Below are 21,051 nucleotides of genomic sequence, written 5' to 3'. Positions count from 1 at the left end.
GATGATGGCTAGTCATATCAATACGTTCCTGTTTGGGATTTATCCCTATATTGCGCTGAGCGTTTTGGCACTCGGTTCGATCTTTCGCTATGACCGCGAGCCCTATACATGGCGTTCCGGTTCCAGTCAGCTTTTGCGTCGCAAACAGCTGATGTGGGGCTCGGTATCGTTCCATCTCGGTGTGCTTGTGATTTTCGCCGGGCATTTTGTCGGGTTGCTCACGCCAATCTGGGTATTTGATACGCTCGGCATCAGCCATGAAGCCAAGCAGATACTCGCCATTGTGGCCGGTGGCGTTGCAGGTGTCATGGCAATTATCGGTGCCACGCTTCTCGTGCATCGTCGCCTGTTTGACCCGCGTATTCGCGCGTCATCGCGTCCGACTGACACGCTCATCATCATTCTGCTCTGGATTCAGCTGCTGCTGGGGCTTGCGACCATTCCGGTATCGCTACAGCATCTGGATGGCCATGAAATGGTGAAATTCATGAGCTGGGCACAGGGTATCTTCACTTTCAACTCGCAGGCTTCAAGCTACGTTGCTGATGCATCGCTTATCTTCAAGCTGCATATCGGTTTGGGTCTGACAATCCTGCTGCTGTTCCCGTTTACGCGTCTCGTTCATATGCTGAGCGCACCTGTGCGTTATATCTGGCGTCCCGGCTATCAGGTTGTGCGCAAGCGCAATAATAGCCGGGCGCCATCCCATGCCCGCGTTCAGAACAACTTGCGGGCGGAGCAGAACTGATGGCAACACTTTTTGAAAGCAAACAGCCGAAAGCACATGACCATAAGCATTCGGGCGGGCATGGTAGCTATTCCACATACCAGGAGCCGGATACACGCATACCGCCAAAGCCGCGCCCGATCTTTGATGCGGTTTCGGTCAACGGCGTTGCGATTGCCGAAAGTGACATTCTGACGGAGGCACAAAACCACCCAGCAGAAAACCCGGGAGCAGCCTTGCTTGCAGCCGCTCGCGCCCTTGCAGTCCGAGAGTTGCTTTTGCAGCGCGCAAGAGAGGTTGGCATTACCCCAGAACGTGAGAAAGATGCCGAAGGGCGTCCTGAAACCGACGACGATGCGCTGGTGCGGATGGTGATCGATCAGGAAGTTGAAGTGCCTTCTGCATCAAGCGATGAATGTTTGCGCTTTTATGAGAAAAACCGGCAGCGTTTCACCAGCTCGCCTTTGCTTCAAGCAAGCCATATTCTGATTGCGGCCGACCCAGCCGATCAGCAGGCGCGCGAAAAGGCACGCGGCACGGCATCGTTCCTGGCGACTTCTATTCTGGCTGAACCGGCAATATTTGCGGCGATGGCGCACGAATATTCCGCCTGCCCTTCAGCTGCACAGGGTGGCAGCCTTGGGCAATTGTCGCGAGGCAGTACCGTGCCGGAGTTTGAGCGTGCGCTTGATCGTCTTGCGCCCGGTGAAATCACAGCGGCACCGATTGAAAGCCGCTTTGGCTTTCACATTATCAAGCTCGATCATCGTGTCGATGGCGAGGTGTTGCCATTCGATTTTGTGGCTGAGCGCATCGCGGGCTGGCTTGAAGCTTCCACCTGGTCGAAAGCTGTTTCGCAATATATTGCTATTTTGGCCGCAGAGGCAGAGATTACCGGTATCGACCTTTTGTCCGGTGAGGAAGAAAGCCAATGACCACACAGCCGATTCTTGCAGCAATTCTGGCCGAAAAAGACGTGGCGGTCGATCCGCTGTTGGCGTCGGTTGCTGCGAGAGCCGGCGAACGTGGCTTGAAGGTCGCGGGCTTTTTGCAACACCGTGGCCCCGATACCGACGAATGCTGCCGCGAAATTGTTATTGAACGGATTGGCAGCGGCAATCGGCAAATTATCTCGCAACCGCTCGGCACCGGCTCGCGCGGTTGCAGGCTTGATCCGGCAGCACTTGCAGATGTGGCAGGATCGTTGCGTGCCGAAATCGAAGCCGGAGCAGATTTGCTGATCCTCAACCGTTTTGGCAAAGGCGAAACGGAAGGTCAGGGGTTTCGGACCGTTATCGAGCTGGCCTATGCAAAGCAGATACCCGTGCTGACAGTCGTGCGCGAAACCTATGTTGAGGGCTGGAACGAGTTCGCAGGCGATTTCGGTATTTTGCTTGCACCGGACCAGACGGTTCTCGCAGACTGGCTTGAAACCATTACTCCGCTTAGAGCGCTGTCGGCTGCAAGCTGATTTTATCAGCTATGCATAACCGATGCAGTTTTGTGTCGGCTGACCCAGGCGGCACCGATGCCGCCATGTAGAAAGCCGTTGGAAAGCGGAACGGTCGGGTAAATCGCCTGCAATCGGGCAAGGCCTTCTTCCGTGTCGATACGTTCATGCAGCACGTCGTCGTGAACCTTTGCGACAGCAACCATGTCACAATCCTGCGGCGAAAGCCTGAAACGTGCAACGCCCGCGGCCTTCAGATCGGGCATATCTTCAATGAGTGCCTGACAGGTATGCGACAGCGTCTGCACACCGTTCAAGGCAAGGAACGACTGGCTATCGAGTGTTTTGACTGGCAGACCGTCCGGCTCCTCGGCACAAACAAACTGACAATTGTCCTTGATGTGTCCTTTTGAGCGTGCGTGGGCGCAGCGCGCTGAAATGGCGAGTGGTATGCGGCCGAAAGTGAAGATTTCGAAGGCAACATCTGGCGCTCCCTTGATGATTTCACGGATTGAAGCCAACGGTAGTTCCGGTGGCAGACAGATGGATTGTGCGCCGCGAGCGGCCAGAACTTTGGCAGTGGCGGCGTTGTAAACATTGACCAATGGGCCAACCATATGCGGCTTGCCAGCCAGCAGGCCCAGCGCGGAGAGATCATTGGCTTCGACCGGAAAAAGCGATTGTTCGGTGGTCTGCCGAACATGCTTTGCCTCGCGTTCAAGCATGACAAGCGCGAGTGAGCCAAGGCTGATTGTCTTGCCTGCCTGTTGTAAGCGCTCGATCACATCTCCCATGTATGGATCGATGAAATGAAAGCGCTTGGAACAAACAATTTCGCCGAGCGTGACATGGTCGACTGGTGCTTCATCGGCTATGCGGAAGTAGAAATCGCGCCATTTCGGACCGTCCCAGAGAAAAAGAATAGGCCCAAGGCTGAGGCTGGGATTAAAGCTTGGGTCGGACATGGCTATCTCCAGCGCTTTTCATAGGCGCCCGATGTGGTCTGCTGACCTTCACTCAATGCGCGTAGTCGTGAAAGCAGTGCGACCCGCTTTTCGGGTCCGGCTGCAAGAGTTTGACGGAGCGTTGAAACAACTTCAGCGACATAGGCTTTTCCACGCTGCCGCCCTTCGATTTTCAGAGCTGAAACGCCGGCTGCACAGAGTTCGTCTATGTGGTTCATCACATCGAGAGATACAGGATCTTCAAATGCATAGCCTTCTTCATCGCCGATGTTGAAACGCCCTTTGCAAAGGGTTGGATAGCCTGCTGCTTCGCCTGCCGGGAAGCGGTTGATGGTATAATCGCCAAGTTCTGAAATCAGTTCTGAACCGTCGTGGCGATAACGCACATGGCTTGCAGGCGAGCAGACCCCATTCATGTTGGGTGACTTTCCGGTGGCGTAAGACGACAGCGAGCAGCGGCCTTCGGCCATGACGCACAAACCGCCAAAGACGAACACTTCCATTTCGCAGGCGATCTTGCGTCCAAGTTTTGCAATATCAGGGATTGTCAGCACGCGTGGCAGCACCACACGTTTTGCCTTGAAAGCATCGATCAAAAAGCTGATTGCATCGGCATTGGAAGCAGATGCTTGCACTGAAACATGCAGTCGCTGTTGCGGATGGCGCTCCGCTGTATAGGCCATCAGCCCAAAATCCGCGAGGATCACGGCATCGGCACCCAATGCCGAGGCATCGTCAACGGCTTGGTACCAGATATGCTCGTCGCCTGCACGCATGAAGGTGTTGATTGCAACGAAGACCTGCGTCCGACGGGCATGGGCGAAATTGATCGCTTCCCGTAGCTCTTCGCGGCTGAAATTGAGGCCCGGAAAATTGCGTGCGTTGGTTTCATCACGAAAGCCGCAATACACTGCATCGGCTCCGGCCTGCACGGCTTCGCGAAGTGCGGAAGGTGTTCCGGCAGGACAGATCAGTTCCATGAAGGGGTATCCTCTTTTGTGTCGGCAGCGAGCGCTTTGTCGCGCACAAAGCCTGCAATGGTTCGCACCACCGGGGCGAATGGCCCTGCGCCGCGTCCAAGATCAGCTGGCAGGTCAACATTGCAATCGTCCAGCGCACTGCGCAGGGCCAGCATGGCCTCCATGTCGCCGGTCACAGTGATGTCGCGCGAGAAAAACAGGGCGTCGCCATCAAGTTTGCCCTCCAGAAGAGCGAGCAGCATGACGAGCGGGCCTTCGATTGCGGCATCGGTTTTAAAGTCGTCTTTGTTGCGCAGTACCGAAATACGGGGGGCACCGGGTTCAACCAGAAAGGCGAAGGGGAGATCGGATGGCCGGAAGCCAAATCGTTTGTTGACGTGCTCGCCCAGCCGCTCAAACAGGCCGGGATGCGCACGGATAACCTGAAAGAAAACACGAGAAACAAAAGGCTTGAGCAGAAATGGCGGAACAAACCGAACCGGAGCGACCACGGCAGGCGGAATTTTCATCATGACTTTGCTCCAGACACTTCTATGCGCACCAGCTTACGACCTCTTCTCAAGGACTAGGCGATTCAAGCCTGTAAGAGTTTGATCTGGATCAAAGACGGCAGAAGAATTGCGTATTCAAAGTGAGACATGAAAAATGCATCCCCTCTGCCTTCTTCCTATGGCGATCTACAGAGCTTCGTATCGGAGCTCGAACGACACGGCGATCTCGTCCGCATCCAACGTCCAGTTTCGCTGCTTCATGAAATCACGGAAATTCATAAACGCGTTCTGGAAGCTGATGGACCGGCTTTGCTGTTTGAAAATCCGGTCGATGCTGAAGGCAAAGTGCAATCCATCCCGTTGCTTGCCAATCTTTTCGGTGCTGAACGACGGATTGCATGGGGGCTTGGTCGCAGTCCGGAAGAGCTGCCTGATTTAGCCAATCTGATGGCAGAGTTGAGAGCGCCGACACCGCCGCGCTCAGCAGGCGAAATCTGGGGCAAGCTGCCCCTGGCAAAAGCAGCGCTGGCAATGCGACCACGGCGTGTCAGCCGTGCGCCGGTACATGCAATCACACGCGAGGGAGACGCCATTGATCTGGACGCGTTGCCGATACAATGGTGCTGGCCCGGAGAGCCTGCTCCACTGGTAACATGGCCTTTGGTCATCACTTGTGCGCCTGACGATCCATCCGACATCAATGTCGGTATTTACCGGATGCAGAAGCTCGGGCGAGACAGGCTGGTCATGCGCTGGCTGGCACATCGGGGTGGGGCGCGGCATCATCGCATGTGGCAGAAGGTCGGGAAGGATATGCCCGTTGCTGTTGCGATCGGTGCGGATCCAGCGACAATTCTTGCAGCTGTCATGCCTTTGCCTGAAGGGATGAGCGAGCTTGCGTTTTCGGGTCTTTTGTCGGGGCGAAGGCCCGCAATCGCAGACGCGCGCACGGTGCCAATCAGCGTCCCTGCCAATGCGGAAATTGTGCTTGAAGGTTTTGTATCGGCAACCGAAACCGCGCCGGAAGGCCCTTATGGGGATCACACTGGTTATTATAACAGTGTGGAAGATTTTCCGGTGATGCGTCTCAGCGCGATAACAATGCGCAAGAACCCGATTTATCTTTCCACTTACACCGGGCGTCCCCCTGATGAACCTTCAAAGCTCGGCGAGGTGATGAACAAGCTGTTTGTGCCGGTCGTGCGCAAACAATTTCCTGAGATCACTGACCTTTGGCTGCCAGCTGCGGCATGTTCTTATCGCGCAATGGTGGTCGCCATCGACAAGCGATATCCGGGGCAAGCGCGCAGGGTGATGATGGGGCTTTGGTCAATGTTGCCACAGTTCAGCTACACCAAGCTTATCATTGCCGTCGATCCCGATATCAATGTGCGCAATTGGGATGATGTGCTCTGGGCGCTATCGACACGCTTCGACGCGAGCCGAGATTTGATTACGCTTGATCATACACCGGTGGATTATCTTGATTTCGCTTCACCGCGTTCAGGGCTTGGCGGAAAGCTCGGACTTGATGCAACCAACAAGATCGGTGCGGAAACCGATCGCGAATGGGGCGCTGTCCTTTCCATGAATGCAGAGACCATTGCGCGGGTGGACGCAATGTGGGGCGAGTTGGGAATCGACCGGGAGAGCAGACAGTGAAGCGGATTGTCGTGGGAGTTTCAGGTGCGTCCGGGTCGCTCATTTCACTGAAAATACTTGAGTGCCTGAACAGGATGCAGTCCGTTGAAACGCATCTTGTCATATCACAAGCCGCTGAGCGGACTTTGCGCTATGAGCTGGGCCCGAACGGCTACTCAATGCTGCATAGGCTGGCAGACAAAACCTATTCGATTGAGGATGTGGGAGCAGCTATTGCCAGCGGATCCGTGCAAACGGCAGGAATGATTGTTGCGCCTTGTTCCATGCGCACTTTAGCGTCGATAGCCAATGGCTTCAGCGATAGTCTGCTAACGCGCGCTGCCGATGTGCAGCTCAAAGAGCGGCGCAAGCTGCTGCTGATCACCCGCGAAACACCACTGCATCTGGTCCATTTGCGCAATATGTGTACGGTCACCGAGATGGGCGCAATCGTGATGCCGCCAGTTCCCGCCTTTTATCTGCACCCGCAGACGGTAGATGAAATTGCCCATCAGATCGCAGCGCGAGCCATTGATCTGATGGGGATTGGTGAGCAACAGGCCGAAAGCTGGAGCGGCTCAGTTTAGTTTCGGATGCCGGTCAACGAGCGCCTGACGGCGTAGCTGCAGCTCTTCGATCTGCTGTTCGAGCGAGAGAATTTCATCATCGAGCTTATCGACGCGTTCTTCGATATGGGAATAGGCTTCCTTCAGCAGCAGTTTGGCTTCCGTTTTGTTTGAGGCACTTGGCGTGTCGCCACGCAACGGTTTGTTGGCCGTCTCAGGAAGGAAGAATGCTGTGATGAGACCCACGATGGCTGCGCACATGAGATAGTAAGCAGGCAGATAAAGATTATCAGTTGCCTCGACAAGCCATGCGGCAACAGTCGGGGTCAGTCCCGCCACGATAATTGAAATATTAAAGGCGGCAGCAAGAGCGCTATAGCGAATACGCGCCGGAAACAGTGCTGGCAGTGTCGATGCCATGATGCCTGTGAGGCAGTTGAGCAAAATCGCCAATATCAGCAAGCCAGCAAAAATAGTCGCAATGTTTCCACTGGCAACAAGGTGGAAGGCCGGCACGGCAAACAACAATAGGCCCACACTGCCGATAATCAAGAAAGGCCTGCGGCCAAACCGGTCGCTAAGGAAGCCGACGACGGGCTGCACGAACAGCATACCGATCATCACGACAATGATAATCAGCACACCGTGATCTTCGGAATAGCCCAGGCTCTGGGAAAGATAGGTCGGCATATAGGTGAGCAGCATGTAATAGGTGACGTTTGTCACCAGAACCATGCCAATACAGACGCTCAATGCACGCCAGTATTTGCTGACGATTTCCTTGAAGGACACCATCGGCCGGTCTTCAATCGCATCACGGTCTTCTTTTTCCAATGCCGCAAGCTGTTGTGTGAATGCGGGTGTTTCTTCAGCCGCATGGCGAAGATAAAGTCCGATCAGCCCGAGCGGAGCGGCAAGGTAGAATGGAATGCGCCAGCCCCAGTCCAAGAAGGCGTCTTCACCAACCATGGTGCTGAGGAAAACGACGAGACCCGCACCCAGCACAAAACCGGCTATCGAGCCAAAGTCCAGCCAGCTGCCCAGGAAGCCGCGACGCCTGTCGGGAGCATATTCGGCGACGAAGATCGCAGCGCCGGTATATTCGCCGCCTACAGAAAAGCCCTGTGCCAGCTTGCAAAGCAGCAAAAGGATAGGCGCCCAGATTCCGATAGTGGCATAGGAGGGGATCAGGCCGATACAGAATGTACTGGCGGCCATGATGATAATTGTAAGCGAGAGAACTTTTTGTCGACCGAAACGGTCGCCCATTACGCCGAAAAACAAGCCACCCAGAGGGCGCACCAGAAACGGCACGGAGAATGTGGCAAGCGCTGCAATTGTCTGAATGCCGGGGGCTGCATTGGGGAAGAATACCTGGCCCAATGCATAGGCCACGAAGCCGTAAACACCGAAATCGAACCATTCCATCGCGTTGCCCAAGGCCGCAGCGGTAATGGCTTTCTTGAGCTTGGTGTTATCGATGACCTTGATGTCGTGAATTTGTAATGGTGTAGCCTGAGATGAGCTGCCTGCAGCATCGCTTTGCGCCATTCGCCACCGCCTTTTTGCGTTTTGTTATAATATCCCACGCAACAGAATAGCGGCCCCGCATTTAGAACATGCATTGACCACTCTACTGTTAAGTGAATTTGAGCGAGTAACGAGTTGGCGTCGGGTTTGGTTCCGATAAAGCGTATAAATAGTCGGCAAAGAAGGCCTATGCTGGCCCGAGCATGATGAAAGTTTCGCTTTTGCTGACGCCCTGAAGTGAGCGTATCGTCGAAATCACTTCGTTAAGCTCGGAGATGGTCGAGACTTCCAGCTCGGCGATCACATCCCAGATGCCGTTAGTGTTAAAAACGCCCGTGAGGCCTGGAACGCGTTTGATTGCGCTGATTGTGGCCTTGAGTGACGAGCCTGACATTTCGATGAGCATGAAGGCACGGATCTGATCTTTGCCGATATCGTCACGGACACGGACAGTGAAGCCTTTTATGTCGCCATTCGCAATCATGCGGTCGAGGCGTTTTTGTGCGGTGGCGCGTGCAACGCCTAAAAGCTCTGCAAGCTGTGGAACAGAAGCCCGGCCATTAATGCGAAGCTCTGTGATCAGTCTCTTGTCCAGCTCATCCATTGATACGGCTTCCTTAAAAGTAAGTTATGCTGACGATATCGTCACTATTTTATAAAAATAATCACTTTATATTCTTTTTTGTCAATCTAATTGCAGATAATGATTTTGGCCAAGGGGAGTGCATAAGCGGCTCTTAAAATGCTGCAAGCGATAGGAACGCTGCGCAAATCCCTGTTGAGGCCGGTTACAAGGCTATCAAAATAGCGTCAACAGCTCCGCCTGGGGCTTTCGTAGGGAACTCTGATAATGAAAATGGCGAGACTTTTTTCCACAGCGCTTATAGCACTTGGCATCTCACTATCCGCCCATGCGGCTAAGGCTGATGATCTGGAAAAAATTCAGAAGAACGGCAAGATGACGATTGCGCTTTCGGGCGTTTTCCCTCCGTTCAGTTTTGTCGATGAATCCAACAAGGTTGTTGGCTTCGACGTTGATATCGGTTCTGAAATTGCACGCCGTCTGAAGGCTGAGCCTGAAATCGTCACCACTGCCTGGGATGGCATCATTGCGGGCCTCGTTACCGGCCGCTTCGATACAATCGTCGGCTCGATGGGCATCACCGAAGAACGCAAAAAAGCAATCGACTTCGTCGGACCTTACTACCGTTCCGGTCTTGGCCTGTTCCTGCGTAAAGGCGACAGCGTCAAGTCGCTCGACGAACTCGACGGCAAGACAATTGGTGTGACGCTTGGCGAAACCTCTGAAAAGTGGGTTCGCGAGCAGAACAAGTATGAAGTCCGCACCTATAAGGGCCTGCCGGAAATGCTTCTCGACCTCGGTTCGGGCCGCATCGACGCGGTGATTGCCGACGACGTGCCTGTTCTGGTTGCCATTTCCAAGAGCAATGCGCCGATCGAGCAGATCAAGGATGACAAGCTTCCGCGCTATGACATTGGCATTGCTGTTCGCAAGAACAATCCTGAACTTCGCGACGCTATGCAGAAAGCGCTCGACGATATGATGGCTGATGGCACTTACAAGACCATTTCCGAAAAGTGGATTGGCGCGGATATCCGTTAATCCGGTTGTTTCGGGTCAGGGCAGCATAATTTGCTGCCCTGCCTCAAACACGGAAGCGGCATGAGTGAAAATCTTTAGCCGCATTTTCTGTTTTACGCATTGTTTTCATGTTGAGCGCTCTGAGCAGCTTTATTGACAATGCTCTCGTTCCTAAACTCTGCCATGGCCTCGTTTCAGCCGTTCGCTGAAGCACTATCTCGTGGCAGATGTTCCTCCTGATGGAGCAGAAAGGTTGAAGGATGGATATCGCACTTATCGAGCGGATTTTTCCCTTCATTGTTGAAGCTGCCTGGGTCACTGTCGGACTGACTGTCGTGTCGCTGCTGATCGGTCTGGTTGTCGCCAGTCTGCTCGTTATGGCGCGCTTTTCGCGATATGCACCAGTGCGCTGGATTGCTGTGGCCTATATCAGCATCATGCGTGGTACGCCGCTTCTGGTGCAGCTCTTCCTCGTGTTCTTTGGTGGCCCGCAATTCGGCTTTGAATTCACGCCCTTTGTGGCGGGTGTCATCACGATGGGCTTCAACATCGGCGCCTATATGTCTGAGGGTATGCGCGGGGCGATCCTGGCAGTTGATAAAGGCCAGAATGAAGCCGCCCGGTCGCTTGGTTTTGGTCGAGTTGGCACGATGCGGCTCTTCATTCTGCCACAGGCTGCTCCTTTGATGATCCGGTCGCTGGGCGTCAATACGGTTATTCTGACCAAGAGTACTGCTCTTGTCTCCACCATCGGTGTGGTTGAATTGACCTATACCGCGCAGCGCTTTGTTACTTCCACCTACAAGCCCTTCGAGGTTTTTGCGGTGGCTGCTGCGGCTTACATCGTCATCATAGCCGTCATTTCGCTGATCGTTCGCGGACTTGAAACCTACTTCAACGCTGAGAAGAGGGCAGGAGCATGAGTCTGGATTTCACAGTTGTTCCACCTTATGCGGAACTGTTGCTCATCGGTCTTCTGTGGACCGTTCTGATCACCGTTCTGGCTGGCGTTATCAGCGTTGTGCTTGGCATTGTTATTGCAATCGTCACCCTTCATGCGCCCAAACTGATCAGCCTTCCCCTGCGTGGCATTGTATTCCTGTTCATGGGCACACCGCTGCTGCTGCAGCTTTATCTGCTCTATTATGGCCTGTCGCAGATCGGGATCATGGTGCCTGCATTCTGGACCGGTGTGTTCGGGCTTGGTATGCATTATGCTGCCTATAATGCCGATATTTTCCGCGCGTCGCTGGAGGCTGTCGACAAGGGACAAATGGAAGCCGCTCGCTCGCTTGGCTTCGGCAATGGTGCCTCTTTGCGCTATTTCATTATCCCGCAGGCAATCCTTACGGCTTTGCCACAGGTCGGCAATAACAGCATTATCCTGCTCAAGGACACGGCCGTTCTTTCGGTGCTCGGCATCACAGAACTGGTGCTGAATGCCCAGCGTGGCATCAGCGAAACCTATCGTCCTTTTGAGTTCTACTTCGTTGCAGCCGTGCTCTATTACCTCGTCAATCTTCTGATGGAATGGGGTTTGAGCAAAGCGGCCAAGAAAGCGGAAGCTATCCGATGAACACACAGACCCCCATGATCGAATTGCGCCAAATTCGGAAATCTTACGGCGAAATCGAGGTGCTGAAAGGCATCGACCTGACTGTTGCACGCGGGAAGATCGTTTCCATCATAGGCCCCAGCGGATCGGGTAAGAGCACGTTGCTCCGCTCCATCAATATGTTGGAGGAATCCTCAAGCGGCGAAATCTGGCTTGATGGACATCAGGTAAATCGTCCGCTCAAGGGGCGTGCTTTTGAAAAGCACATCAACCACATCCGTCAGGAAATGGGGATGGTTTTTCAGCAGTTTAACCTCTTCCCGCATTTGACGGTTCTGCAGAACATCATGGTCGGACCGATGAAGCTCAAGGGCTTGTCCCGGGCGGATGCATTGGAACGCGCTAACACTCTGCTCGCCAAGGTAGGCCTCGTCGATAAGGGGCACGCCTATCCGGCACGTCTCTCTGGCGGTCAGAAGCAACGTGTTGCCATTGCTCGCGCTTTGGCAATGCAGCCCAAAGTTATGCTTTTTGATGAAGCGACATCTGCGCTTGATCCGGAGCTGGTCGAAGAAGTCAATCAGGTCATGAAGCAGCTCGCAAACGAGCACATGACCATGCTGATCGTCACCCACGAAATGCGCTTTGCCGCCGAAGTCTCCGACCATGTGATGTTCATGGATGGTGGCGTGGTGGTTGAGCAAGGCGCGCCAAGCCAAGTCTTGTCCGATCCTACCGAGGAACGGACAAGAGCTTTCCTACGAAAGCATCTTTCGCAATAAGCCGGTCGAAAACGACCGAAGCCTGAAGTTTATGTTCTGAAGCGTGTTTCTGACATCTCGAAACACGCTCTAATCGACGGAGATTAGATTCAATGACTGCGAGTGTTTCAAACGGCGCGTCCAACGCCGTAACGACCGCGCACAACCATATTAATGCGCAGCATGTCGAAGATCTGGCATTGCGCCTTGTTGGCTGGGGCAGTGAAACAGGCACACCCGGAGAGGCGGAGTTTTCCGATCATCTCGTAGCCGTACTCAAGGAAATACCCTACTTCCAGCAGAACCCGGATAATATTCGCACAGTAGCCAGCCATGGTGATCCGCTGACCCATAATGTGGTCGCGCTGGTGCGCGGAAACGGCAAGCGCACGCTCGCTCTTGCAGGCCATTTTGATACGGTCGCAACCGATAACTACCACGAGCTTAAGTCGCTCGCTTGTGAGAGCCTGAAACTCAAGGACGCTCTTATCAAGGATTTGTCTAATCGTTCACGATCCGCTCAGGAAGAGCGCGCGCTGGAAGATTTGCTGAGCGGCGATTTCCTCCCGGGACGTGGCCTGCTCGATATGAAAAGCGGGCTTGCCGTGGGTATAGCCTGTGCTGAAAAATTTGCGGCTGACCCGGATCGCAGCGGTAATTTGTTGCTGGTTTTCACCCCCGATGAAGAACGCGAAAGCCGTGGCATGCGTTCGATGCGCAATGCGCTGCCAGCTATCGCCCGCGACTTTGACATTGAAATCTCGGCTGCGATCAATCTCGATGTGACATCTGATCAGGGCGACGGAAAAGAAGGTCGTGCGGTTTATGCTGGGACCATCGGAAAGCTGCTGCCCTTTGCGCTGGTTATCGGATTGAGCTCACATGCGAGCTATCCATATGAAGGCGTGAGCGCACAGGCGATGGCCGCCGCCATTCTTGCACGCTTTGAAGGCAATGCAGCGCTTGCTGATCGCGATGAGAATGATATCTCGCCGCCACCAATCTGCCTTGAAGCAAAAGATCTGCGTGACGGATATGAAGTGACGACGCCAGAACGTTTCTGGATCGCGCTTAACTGGCTTTATCATGCCATGACGGCGGAAGAGCTGTTCAGTCGTTTTAAGGAGGAAGTTCTGGCTGGTGCGACAGAGGCCGTTGAGCGCTTTGCCGGTCAGTCTGAAGCGTTCGGAGAACTGATCGGAAAACGCGCTGGCGCAATTCCGGCAGCACCGAAGCTCATCACATTCGAGCAGTTGCGCGTGATGGCTGCAGAGGTCGCCGGTGAGCAGTTCGAAGCTCTTTACAGCGAGCAGGAAAAGCGCCTTGCCGATATCGACAATCCGTTGTCGGTCAGCCGCCAACTGACTGAATGGCTTGTCGGCGTTGCACATCTGTCAGGTCCAGCAGTTGTTGTGGGGTTTGCCGGTCTGCATTACCCAGCGAGCCGTCTTGATCATACGCAGGCTAATGATCGTGCGTTCAAACAGGCTATCGACACAACGATGCAGGCATTTGCGGCCTTTCCGGATCAGTCACTCGTCTGGAAGCCGTATTTCCAGGGCATTTCCGACATGAGCTTTCTGGGGCAGGCGACGCTTGGGCAGGATATTGTTTCAAACAACACGCCGGTCGCCCGTCTTGTCGATCATCCGGCGAGTGACGCCTTACAATTCCCGGTGGTCAATATTGGCCCATGGGGACGTGAATTCCACCAGAAGCTTGAGCGTGTACACGCGCCTTATGCCTTTGAAGTCCTGCCGCAGATCGTTTCGATGATTGCGGAAAATTTTCTCGTAACCAAGGCCTGAGCCAGCAGTGCTTTGCCCAAACATGTTGGATAAAGGTTCATATCAATGACCAATGAAAAGCTGAATATAGTTCCGTTTGTCAGTGTCGATCACATGATGAAGCTTGTGCTCACGGTGGGAGTTGAAACCTTCCTCAAAGAGCTGGCCGACGTGATCGAAGAAGATTTCCGCCGTTGGGAACAGTTCGACAAGACGCCGCGTATCGCATCCCACTCCGACGAAGGTGTAATTGAGCTGATGCCGACAAGCGACGGCACGCTTTATGGATTTAAATATGTAAACGGCCATCCGAAGAACACAAAGGAAGGTCGCCAGACCGTTACCGCCTTTGGCGTGCTCTCCGATGTTGGCAACGGTTATCCAATGCTGTTGACGGAGATGACGATTCTCACAGCGCTTCGCACAGCTGCAATGTCAGCAGTCGCCGCCAAACATCTTGCGCGGCCTGATTCAAAGACCATGACGATCATCGGAAATGGCGCACAGAGCGAGTTTCAGGCGTTGGCGTTCAAAGCCATCCTGGGAATCGAAAATCTCCGCCTCTTTGACATTGATCGTTCTGCGAGCGAGCGCTGTGCGCGTAACCTGAGTGACAAGGGCTTTTCTGTTTCGATTCACAACACATCGCAGGAAGCCGTTGAAGGTGCCGACATCATCACGACTGTTACGGCTGACAAGCAATATGCCACTATCCTCAGTGACAACATGGTCGGCCCTGGCGTGCATATCAATGCCGTTGGCGGCGATTGCCCTGGCAAAACCGAGTTGAACAAAGACATTTTGCTGCGTTCCGACATTTTTGTCGAATACCCGCCGCAGACCCGCATCGAAGGTGAAATCCAGCAGCTTGACGCCGACTATCCGGTCAAAGAGCTCTGGGAAGTCATCACCGGTGCGATCTCTGGTCGTGCTTCCGACCGAGCCATCACCCTGTTTGACAGTGTTGGTTTCGCAATCGAAGATTTCTCGGCGCTGCGTTATGTCCGCAGCAAGTTGGAGGAAACGGGCCTCTTTGTCGAGCTGGATATGCTGGCTGATCCTGACGAGCCACGCGACCTTTATGGAATGCTCATTCGATGCGAAAAGGCGCTGAAGCAGGCAGCCTGATAGCAAAAGCAAGGCCGGTGGCGAAAACCACCGGCCTTTTGCATTATACGCTGCTCAGAAGAATGCTGGTCTCGCTGTTCATGACACCATCGATCGTTCGCACTTCACGCAAGACGCGATCAAAATCGTGCAGGCTTTCTGCATGGATCTCCGCCACAAGATCCCATGAACCGTTTGTCGTATGCAAAGTGCGGATCTGCGGCAATCCTCGCAGGAGCTTGATCACCTTGGTTGTCGATCGGCCTTGCACCTCGATCAGCATGATCGCGTGAACAACCCCATCATCGTAATCCTGCCGAACCCGGATGGTGAAGCCTAATGCTGCACCAGTTTCCAACAGGCGATCCAGGCGCGCCTGAACGGTTCCGCGTGAAACGCCAAGGATAGTCGCCAGTTTTGAGAGCGGCGCACGTCCGTCCTCCCGCAAAATGGCAATCAGCTTATGATCCAGATCATCAAAAATATGCATGGCACTTTTTACAGTTCAACTGTGCAAATTGCCATATTTTTTACAAATGACCCGACACTTTTACAATTTTAACTGACTTTATGCCCTCCTACTCTGCTTGTCGGAGTGCTGATGGAGGAGCGTATGAGTATGTTGGAGAGCAGGAAAAGCCACCTGATCGAGCTACCAGAGTTCATGGCGCAGCGATGCCAAATTCGCTTCCGTTGGTGAAGCGATAAGCGCTTTAAATCTTTGTTTTTATGCATGTCTTTTGCGACATGCTTTAGCAGTGAGAATAGTCTGAGAATGAGCAGACCATCTGTCCAGAGTCCGAAATCGGTCGTTATGATCCGACCACATCATTTTACCCCCAATGCGCAAACCGCAAAGGATAATGCGTTTCAGTCCGTCGACGAGCGTCGCTCCGCTGAAGTGCTGGCGAAAGCTGCTTTCGATGAGGTAACGCTCATGGCCGAGGGATTGGCTGATGCGGGCGTAACGGTTCATCTTTTTGAAGACGAAACTCACGCCTTGCCCGATTCAGTCTTCCCGAATAACTGGTTTTCGACCCATTCGGGCGGCCATGTTGCCATCTATCCGATGTTTTCGGAAAGCCGCCAGAAAGAGCGTCGCCCTGACGTGATCGAAATGCTGAAGCGCGACTACCGCGTTCAGGACGTCATCGATTATTCGGGTCTGGAGCGCGATCACTTCTATCTCGAAGGCACTGGCGCCATGGTGCTCGACCATATTGGACGTGTGGCCTATGCAGCCCGTTCCAATCGCACCAATGAAGTGGCGCTAGAGCGTTTCTGCACACATTTCAACTTTGAGCCGATGGTGTTTGATGCGGTCGATTCGTCCGGCAAGCCGATCTATCACACCAATGTGCTGATGTGCATCGGTGCGGATTACGCATTGATCGGAACCGATATGATTACTGATCCGGCCCGCCGTCAGGAAATTGTTGATCGTCTGCAGGAAACCGGACGCACGGTCATTCATCTTTCAGCACGACAGATTGGTGAGTTTGCCGGGAATGCCATTGAACTGGAAGGCCAGGATGGCCGGGTTTTGGCTCTTTCTGCCCGCGCTCTTGCCGCTTTGAGCAAGGATCAGATCAAGACAATCGAACAGACCGCAAAGCTGCTGCCTTTCGCCGTTCCGACGATTGAGCTGGCTGGCGGATCGGTCCGCTGCATGTTGGCTGGCATTCATCTTTCGCGCCGCACAACAAACGGCACACATTTGCTTTACGCAACAACAAGAGCCGGGTAGATAGGCTCCAGCTAAATTGAGGGTAACCTTCCATGTCTTCTAACAGACCCGTTTATGAGTTCAACTCGATCATCGTCCGTGAGCCTTCGCGCTCTGTGGTGAATGGTCTTCGTGCGCTGGATACCGGCAACCCAACCTATGAAGGCGTTAAGGCCGAACATGACGCCTATATCGCTGCCATGCAGGCTGCAGGCGTCGAGGTTACGATCCTTCCTCCGCTCGAAGATTTCCCTGATTCCATCTTCGTTGAAGATCCAGCACTCGTTTTCACGGAAGGCGCAATTCTGCTCCGTCCGGGCGCAGTAACGCGCGTTGGTGAAACGGCTGTTATCGAACCGACGCTCCGCCAGATGTTCGACACCGTTGTTGAACTTCCAGAGCCAGGCTTTGCTGACGGTGGCGACGTTCTGACGACACAGAAGAGCGTGATGATCGGCCTTTCCGCCCGTACCGATAAGGCAGGTGCAGCAGCGCTTATCGCAAGCCTCGATAAGATCGGTCGCAAGGGTGAAGTTGTTTCGACACCGGAAGGCGTCCTTCATTTCAAAACCGACTGCTCGCTGGTCGATGAAGAAACCGTTCTCTCCACGAGCCGCCTCGCAAAGTCCGGCGTCTTCTCCGGTCTTCGTCAGCTGATCGTGCCGGAAGGCGAGGAAGCCGCTGCCAATGCATTGCGCGTCAATGACGTTGTGATGGTCGGCTCCGATTTCCCACGCACTATCGAGCTGCTGGAAAAGAGCGGTTACAACGTGGTTCCCCTGAAAACCACGCAGATTGGCAAGATCGACGCTGGTCTTTCCTGCATGTCGCTTCGCTGGTATCGCAAGTAAGTCTAACGGCTCAGGGGCACCCGCTCCTGAGCCGTTTTCTATATGCATTCCCCGTGCTTGCCGTAATAAAAAGGTAAGCCGCTACAAAAATATAAGGAGAACGGGAACATGGTTAGTTTTAAAGGGAAAATTGCAGGCGCGATCGCGCTTGCTGTATTGGCCAGCGGCGCAGCACAGGCGGAAGGTAAACTTCGTCTCGGCATGACGCCTGAGCCATATATGCCTTTCACACAGGTCAATGCTGCAGGTGAATGGGAGGGGCTGGAAGCGGACCTTTCACGCGCGCTCTGCGAAAAGCTCGCAGACAAATGTGAATTCAAGTCGATGGCATGGGATGGCCTTATTCCATCGCTCACCGAAAACAAGGTCGATTTCATTATCGGCGCTTTCTCGGTGACGGATGAACGCCGTAAGGTTGTTGATTTCAGCACACCTTACTACACCGAAGGCACTGTCGTCGTCGGTTCGAAGTCGGATACGGACAAGGTCGGCACCGTCGCGGCAAGCGATGGCTCGGGTGAAGTCGTTGATCAGGCAGCTCTGTCGGGTAAGATCGTCGGCGTCCAGACTTCGAGCGTTCAGTCGGCTTACATGACCAAGTATCTGCCCGATGTCTCGATCAAGAGCTACGACACGGCTGACAACTCGGTTGCCGATCTTGTTGCGGGTCGCGTTGACTATGTTCTTGCGCCGGATCTGTTTGTGCAGAATTTCCTGAAGACCCCGCAGGGCGAAGATTACGAAGTCAAGCTCGTTGCGCCAAAGAGCGTAGTGCTGGGTGAAGGCGTTGCCTATGCCGTCCGTAAGGGCGATACAGCAACGCTTGAAAAGGTCGATGCAGCACTTGCAGAACTCGACAAGGAAGGCGCTCTGAAGGCGCTGGTCGACAAGTGGATTTTCGAAAAGAAGTAATCCTTTAAGGAAACGAACGCCGGTAGCGGTGTTCGGCCTTCGCTTACAGCATCGTCCCAAGGTCCAAATCGACTTTGGCCAAATCGACTTTGGAATGACGGATGCGTAAATTTAATAAGCTGGAGCGCCCCTCTTGCGTCCATAGAGATGCGTGGCGCTCCGTGCGAAGCGTCTGGCTTTTTGATCGGATTAATCTGCATGGATTCTTATTGGCAACTGTTAGCCTGGGGAAGCGAGGGCTGGGGAGACGAGTTCGCACACGGACTTCTGATGACCTTGCAGGTCTCGGCCGTGGCATTTGCAGTCTCATTCCTCTTTGGGCTCACCGCCGCATCGGGGAAGCTTTCGCGAAACCGTTTCACGAAAGCGATTGCTGATCTTTATACAACGGTGGTTCGCGCTCTTCCGGAGCTGCTTGTTATTCTGCTGCTCTATTTCTCTGTCGCGACAGGTGCGGAACGGCTTCTCAAGGCGACGGGCCTTGTCGGCAATGATTTCCAGTTTAGCGCCTTTTGGGCCGCAATTATTGCGCTGGCTTTCGTCAACGGCGCATTCATGACCGAAGTGTTGCGTGCATCTTATCTGGCAATTCCGCGAGGGCAGATCGAAGCAGCACTATCCATCGGGATGCGTCGTCGTCAGATATTTACCCGCGTCACCTTCCCGCAAATGATGCGTCATGCCGTTCCCGGCATTGGCAATCTCTGGCTTTCGATAACCAAGGAAAGCGCGATCATTTCGGTTCTCGGTTCCTTCCATGAGTTGCTTTATACGGGCTACCGCGCTGCGGCATCCACCAAGCAATATGTGTTCTTTTATGGCCTCACGGCACTTCTGTTCCTGGGCATCACACTGGTTTCAGTTCTGATAATTGCACGGCTTGAAAAACGCCTGAGCCGGGGGCACGGATAATGGAATCGATCACTAAAATCATTGAGTTCCTGCCGCCGTTGATTAAGGCGATGCCGCTGACACTGCTTTTGACGGCAACAGCAGGCGTTATCGGTCTGATCTTTGGTACGCTTAGTGCGTTGGCGCTGCTTTCAAAGAGCCGCATTCTGAAATGGCCGGCTTTTGTCTACACCTTTATTTTCCGAGGCACGCCGCTTCTGGTGCAGCTTTATCTGATCTATTATGGGCTTGGGCAGATCCTGCCAGGCACATGGGTCAGACACAGTTTCCTGTGGCCATATATGCGTGATGGCCTGTGGTATGCGGTGTTTGCGTTGAGCCTCAATCAGGGTGCTTACAATGCCGAGGTTATTCGCGGCGCTATCAAGTCAATCCCACGCGGGCAGATCGAAGCAGCACTTTCTATCGGTATGAGCCGGTTCAAGATTTTGCGCCGCGTCACCCTTCCGCTGGCCTTCCGTCATTGTATGCCGGTTCTGACCAGTGATCTTATCATCCTGCTCAAATCCACTTCGCTTGCTTCCACAATTACGATCATGGAAGTGATGGGAACCGCACGCGCGTTGCAACGCAGTTCCTTGTCGATATTCGAGCCGTTGATTGCGGCAGGTATCCTCTATTTCACCGTTGTGTTCATCCTTACCCGGATCATGAACTGGGTCGAACGGCGCATGAGCAGTTCACGCGCGTCGATGGTCTGATCTGTTTCAGGAGCAATTTAAATGACGTCCATGGCACTGACCGTCAAAAATATTCACAAGAGCTTCGCTGGTGTCGAGGTTCTAAAAGGCATCTCTTTTGAAGCCAAGAAAGGCGACGTCATATCGCTGATTGGCAGCAGTGGTTCTGGCAAAAGCACTTTGCTGCGCTGCATCAACTATCTGGAAACTCCGGATGAAGGCGAGATCGCAGTTGCGGGTGAAGTGATCCGTACCAAGGTCGGACGCGATGGAAAATCCCATGCTGCCGATCCGCGTCAGCTTGAACATGTCCGCACGCGTCTGGGAATGGTGTTTCAGAGCTTTAATCTTTGGTCGCATCGAACGATCCTTGAGAACATCATCGAAGGACCGATCCATGTTCTGGGCATGTCGAAGGCGGAAGCTTTGGCAGAAGCAGAAGTTCTGATGGAGAAGGTGGGGATCACGCCCAAACGCGATCAGTATCCTACCCAGCTTTCCGGCGGACAGCAGCAGCGCGCTGCAATTGCTCGTGCACTCGCTATGAAACCTGAAGTCATGCTGTTTGATGAGCCGACTTCTGCACTTGATCCAGAACTGGTGACCGAAGTGCTGCAGGTTATCAAAAAACTCGCCGAAGAAGGCCGGACAATGGTGATGGTGACACATGAAATGGCGCTTGCACGCGAAATTTCGAGCGAAGTCATCTTCCTGCACAAGGGGCTGGTTGAAGAGCGCGGTTCCCCTGATATCGTGATGCGGAATCCGCAGTCGCAGCGCCTACGTCAATTCTTGCACATGAATTAA

Annotated in this window: 23 protein-coding genes; 17 read left to right on the top strand and 6 right to left on the bottom strand. The window is 53.8% G+C overall.

Annotated elements, in window-relative coordinates; genetic code table 11:
• Positions 1–4: 4 nt before the first annotated feature.
• From narI to ABWV94_RS08650, 3 genes are read left to right on the top strand one after another with little or no spacing between them, the layout of a single operon-like run.
• The gene (gene narI / locus ABWV94_RS08660) at positions 5–748 is read left to right on the top strand and encodes a respiratory nitrate reductase subunit gamma (RefSeq protein WP_353413196.1); all 744 of its coding nucleotides are present in this window, start codon (positions 5–7) and stop codon (positions 746–748) included.
• Positions 748–1,662, top strand: coding sequence for a peptidylprolyl isomerase (locus tag ABWV94_RS08655; RefSeq protein WP_353413194.1), 915 nt, complete (start codon positions 748–750; stop codon positions 1,660–1,662). The genes narI and ABWV94_RS08655 overlap by 1 nt, the downstream gene beginning before the upstream one ends.
• A complete protein-coding gene (locus ABWV94_RS08650) occupies positions 1,659–2,198 on the top strand; it encodes a DUF2478 domain-containing protein (RefSeq protein WP_353413192.1) in 540 nt (179 codons plus the stop codon). The genes ABWV94_RS08655 and ABWV94_RS08650 overlap by 4 nt, the downstream gene beginning before the upstream one ends.
• A 5-nt stretch (positions 2,199–2,203) precedes the next feature.
• Here the strand turns inward: ABWV94_RS08650 and ubiV are convergent, their stop codons facing one another.
• The 3 genes from ubiV to ubiT are packed head-to-tail and all read right to left on the bottom strand — an operon-like array spanning position 2,204 to position 4,634.
• Complete coding sequence (gene ubiV / locus ABWV94_RS08645) at positions 2,204–3,142, bottom strand: ubiquinone anaerobic biosynthesis protein UbiV (RefSeq protein ID WP_353413190.1); 939 nt, start codon at positions 3,140–3,142, stop codon at positions 2,204–2,206.
• 2 nt (positions 3,143–3,144) lie between these two features.
• Positions 3,145–4,122, bottom strand: a complete 978-nt coding sequence (gene ubiU, locus ABWV94_RS08640) for a ubiquinone anaerobic biosynthesis protein UbiU (RefSeq protein WP_353413188.1) — start codon at positions 4,120–4,122, stop codon at positions 3,145–3,147.
• The gene (gene ubiT, locus ABWV94_RS08635) at positions 4,113–4,634 is read right to left on the bottom strand and encodes a ubiquinone anaerobic biosynthesis accessory factor UbiT (protein ID WP_353413186.1); all 522 of its coding nucleotides are present in this window, start codon (positions 4,632–4,634) and stop codon (positions 4,113–4,115) included. The genes ubiU and ubiT overlap by 10 nt, the downstream gene beginning before the upstream one ends.
• Before the next feature lie 126 nt (positions 4,635–4,760).
• On the opposite strand from ubiT, the gene ABWV94_RS08630 reads away from it, so the two are divergent.
• Both ABWV94_RS08630 and ABWV94_RS08625 read left to right on the top strand, forming a co-directional pair.
• On the top strand, positions 4,761–6,275 hold the full coding sequence (locus tag ABWV94_RS08630; protein ID WP_353413184.1) for a UbiD family decarboxylase: 1,515 nt from the start codon (positions 4,761–4,763) through the stop codon (positions 6,273–6,275).
• The gene (locus tag ABWV94_RS08625; RefSeq protein WP_353413182.1) at positions 6,272–6,841 is read left to right on the top strand and encodes a UbiX family flavin prenyltransferase; all 570 of its coding nucleotides are present in this window, start codon (positions 6,272–6,274) and stop codon (positions 6,839–6,841) included. The genes ABWV94_RS08630 and ABWV94_RS08625 overlap by 4 nt, the downstream gene beginning before the upstream one ends.
• On the opposite strand, the gene proP is transcribed toward ABWV94_RS08625, so the two are convergent.
• Both proP and ABWV94_RS08615 read right to left on the bottom strand, forming a co-directional pair.
• The gene (gene proP / locus ABWV94_RS08620) at positions 6,833–8,371 is read right to left on the bottom strand and encodes a glycine betaine/L-proline transporter ProP (RefSeq protein ID WP_353413180.1); all 1,539 of its coding nucleotides are present in this window, start codon (positions 8,369–8,371) and stop codon (positions 6,833–6,835) included. The two genes, ABWV94_RS08625 and proP, sit on opposite strands and share 9 nt — an antisense overlap.
• 166 nt (positions 8,372–8,537) lie before the next feature.
• The gene (locus tag ABWV94_RS08615) at positions 8,538–8,954 is read right to left on the bottom strand and encodes an Lrp/AsnC family transcriptional regulator (protein ID WP_007877606.1); all 417 of its coding nucleotides are present in this window, start codon (positions 8,952–8,954) and stop codon (positions 8,538–8,540) included.
• Between the two features lie 252 nt (positions 8,955–9,206).
• Between ABWV94_RS08615 and ABWV94_RS08610 the strand changes: the two genes are divergently transcribed.
• The 6 genes from ABWV94_RS08610 (at position 9,207) to ocd (ending at position 15,184) form a co-directional block, all read left to right on the top strand.
• Entirely contained in the window at positions 9,207–9,974 is a 768-nt protein-coding gene (locus tag ABWV94_RS08610) for a transporter substrate-binding domain-containing protein (protein WP_039860371.1), read from the top strand.
• A gap of 239 nt (positions 9,975–10,213) precedes the next feature.
• Positions 10,214–10,876 carry an amino acid ABC transporter permease gene (locus ABWV94_RS08605; RefSeq protein ID WP_007877610.1) on the top strand — a complete coding sequence of 221 codons (663 nt, stop codon included), beginning with the start codon at positions 10,214–10,216 and terminating at the stop codon, positions 10,874–10,876.
• Complete coding sequence (locus ABWV94_RS08600; RefSeq protein ID WP_007877612.1) at positions 10,873–11,529, top strand: amino acid ABC transporter permease; 657 nt, start codon at positions 10,873–10,875, stop codon at positions 11,527–11,529. The genes ABWV94_RS08605 and ABWV94_RS08600 overlap by 4 nt, the downstream gene beginning before the upstream one ends.
• On the top strand, positions 11,526–12,290 hold the full coding sequence (locus ABWV94_RS08595) for an amino acid ABC transporter ATP-binding protein (RefSeq protein ID WP_353413177.1): 765 nt from the start codon (positions 11,526–11,528) through the stop codon (positions 12,288–12,290). The genes ABWV94_RS08600 and ABWV94_RS08595 overlap by 4 nt, the downstream gene beginning before the upstream one ends.
• Before the next feature lie 92 nt (positions 12,291–12,382).
• Positions 12,383–14,077, top strand: a complete 1,695-nt coding sequence (locus ABWV94_RS08590) for a M20/M25/M40 family metallo-hydrolase (RefSeq protein ID WP_353413175.1) — start codon at positions 12,383–12,385, stop codon at positions 14,075–14,077.
• Between the two features lie 45 nt (positions 14,078–14,122).
• Entirely contained in the window at positions 14,123–15,184 is a 1,062-nt protein-coding gene (gene ocd, locus ABWV94_RS08585) for an ornithine cyclodeaminase (protein WP_064321276.1), read from the top strand.
• 43 nt (positions 15,185–15,227) lie between these two features.
• Here the strand turns inward: ocd and ABWV94_RS08580 are convergent, their stop codons facing one another.
• Positions 15,228–15,653 carry an Lrp/AsnC family transcriptional regulator gene (locus tag ABWV94_RS08580; protein ID WP_007877621.1) on the bottom strand — a complete coding sequence of 142 codons (426 nt, stop codon included), beginning with the start codon at positions 15,651–15,653 and terminating at the stop codon, positions 15,228–15,230.
• Between the two features lie 285 nt (positions 15,654–15,938).
• Between ABWV94_RS08580 and ctlX the strand changes: the two genes are divergently transcribed.
• The 6 genes from ctlX to ABWV94_RS08550 all read left to right on the top strand — a co-directional run bounded on the left by ctlX (position 15,939) and on the right by ABWV94_RS08550 (position 21,051).
• Positions 15,939–16,910: a citrulline utilization hydrolase CtlX gene (ctlX, locus tag ABWV94_RS08575; RefSeq protein WP_064321275.1), complete on the top strand. Its 972-nt coding sequence runs from the start codon at positions 15,939–15,941 to the stop codon at positions 16,908–16,910.
• A gap of 32 nt (positions 16,911–16,942) precedes the next feature.
• Complete coding sequence (locus tag ABWV94_RS08570) at positions 16,943–17,740, top strand: dimethylarginine dimethylaminohydrolase family protein (protein WP_007877625.1); 798 nt, start codon at positions 16,943–16,945, stop codon at positions 17,738–17,740.
• A gap of 108 nt (positions 17,741–17,848) precedes the next feature.
• Positions 17,849–18,652: a transporter substrate-binding domain-containing protein gene (locus ABWV94_RS08565; RefSeq protein WP_353413173.1), complete on the top strand. Its 804-nt coding sequence runs from the start codon at positions 17,849–17,851 to the stop codon at positions 18,650–18,652.
• A 198-nt stretch (positions 18,653–18,850) separates the two neighbouring features.
• Complete coding sequence (locus ABWV94_RS08560; protein ID WP_007877634.1) at positions 18,851–19,564, top strand: ABC transporter permease; 714 nt, start codon at positions 18,851–18,853, stop codon at positions 19,562–19,564.
• A complete protein-coding gene (locus ABWV94_RS08555) occupies positions 19,564–20,265 on the top strand; it encodes an ABC transporter permease (RefSeq protein WP_112812682.1) in 702 nt (233 codons plus the stop codon). Before ABWV94_RS08560 ends, ABWV94_RS08555 begins: the two co-directional genes overlap by 1 nt.
• A gap of 21 nt (positions 20,266–20,286) precedes the next feature.
• A complete protein-coding gene (locus ABWV94_RS08550; protein ID WP_007877642.1) occupies positions 20,287–21,051 on the top strand; it encodes an ABC transporter ATP-binding protein in 765 nt (254 codons plus the stop codon).

This window comes from Brucella sp. NBRC 12953 (assembly GCF_040369775.1).
GTDB classification, from domain to species: domain Bacteria; phylum Pseudomonadota; class Alphaproteobacteria; order Rhizobiales; family Rhizobiaceae; genus Brucella; species Brucella pseudogrignonensis.
Note: the sequence above shows the minus strand (reverse complement) of the source record. Positions and strands in the feature narration are given on the sequence as shown.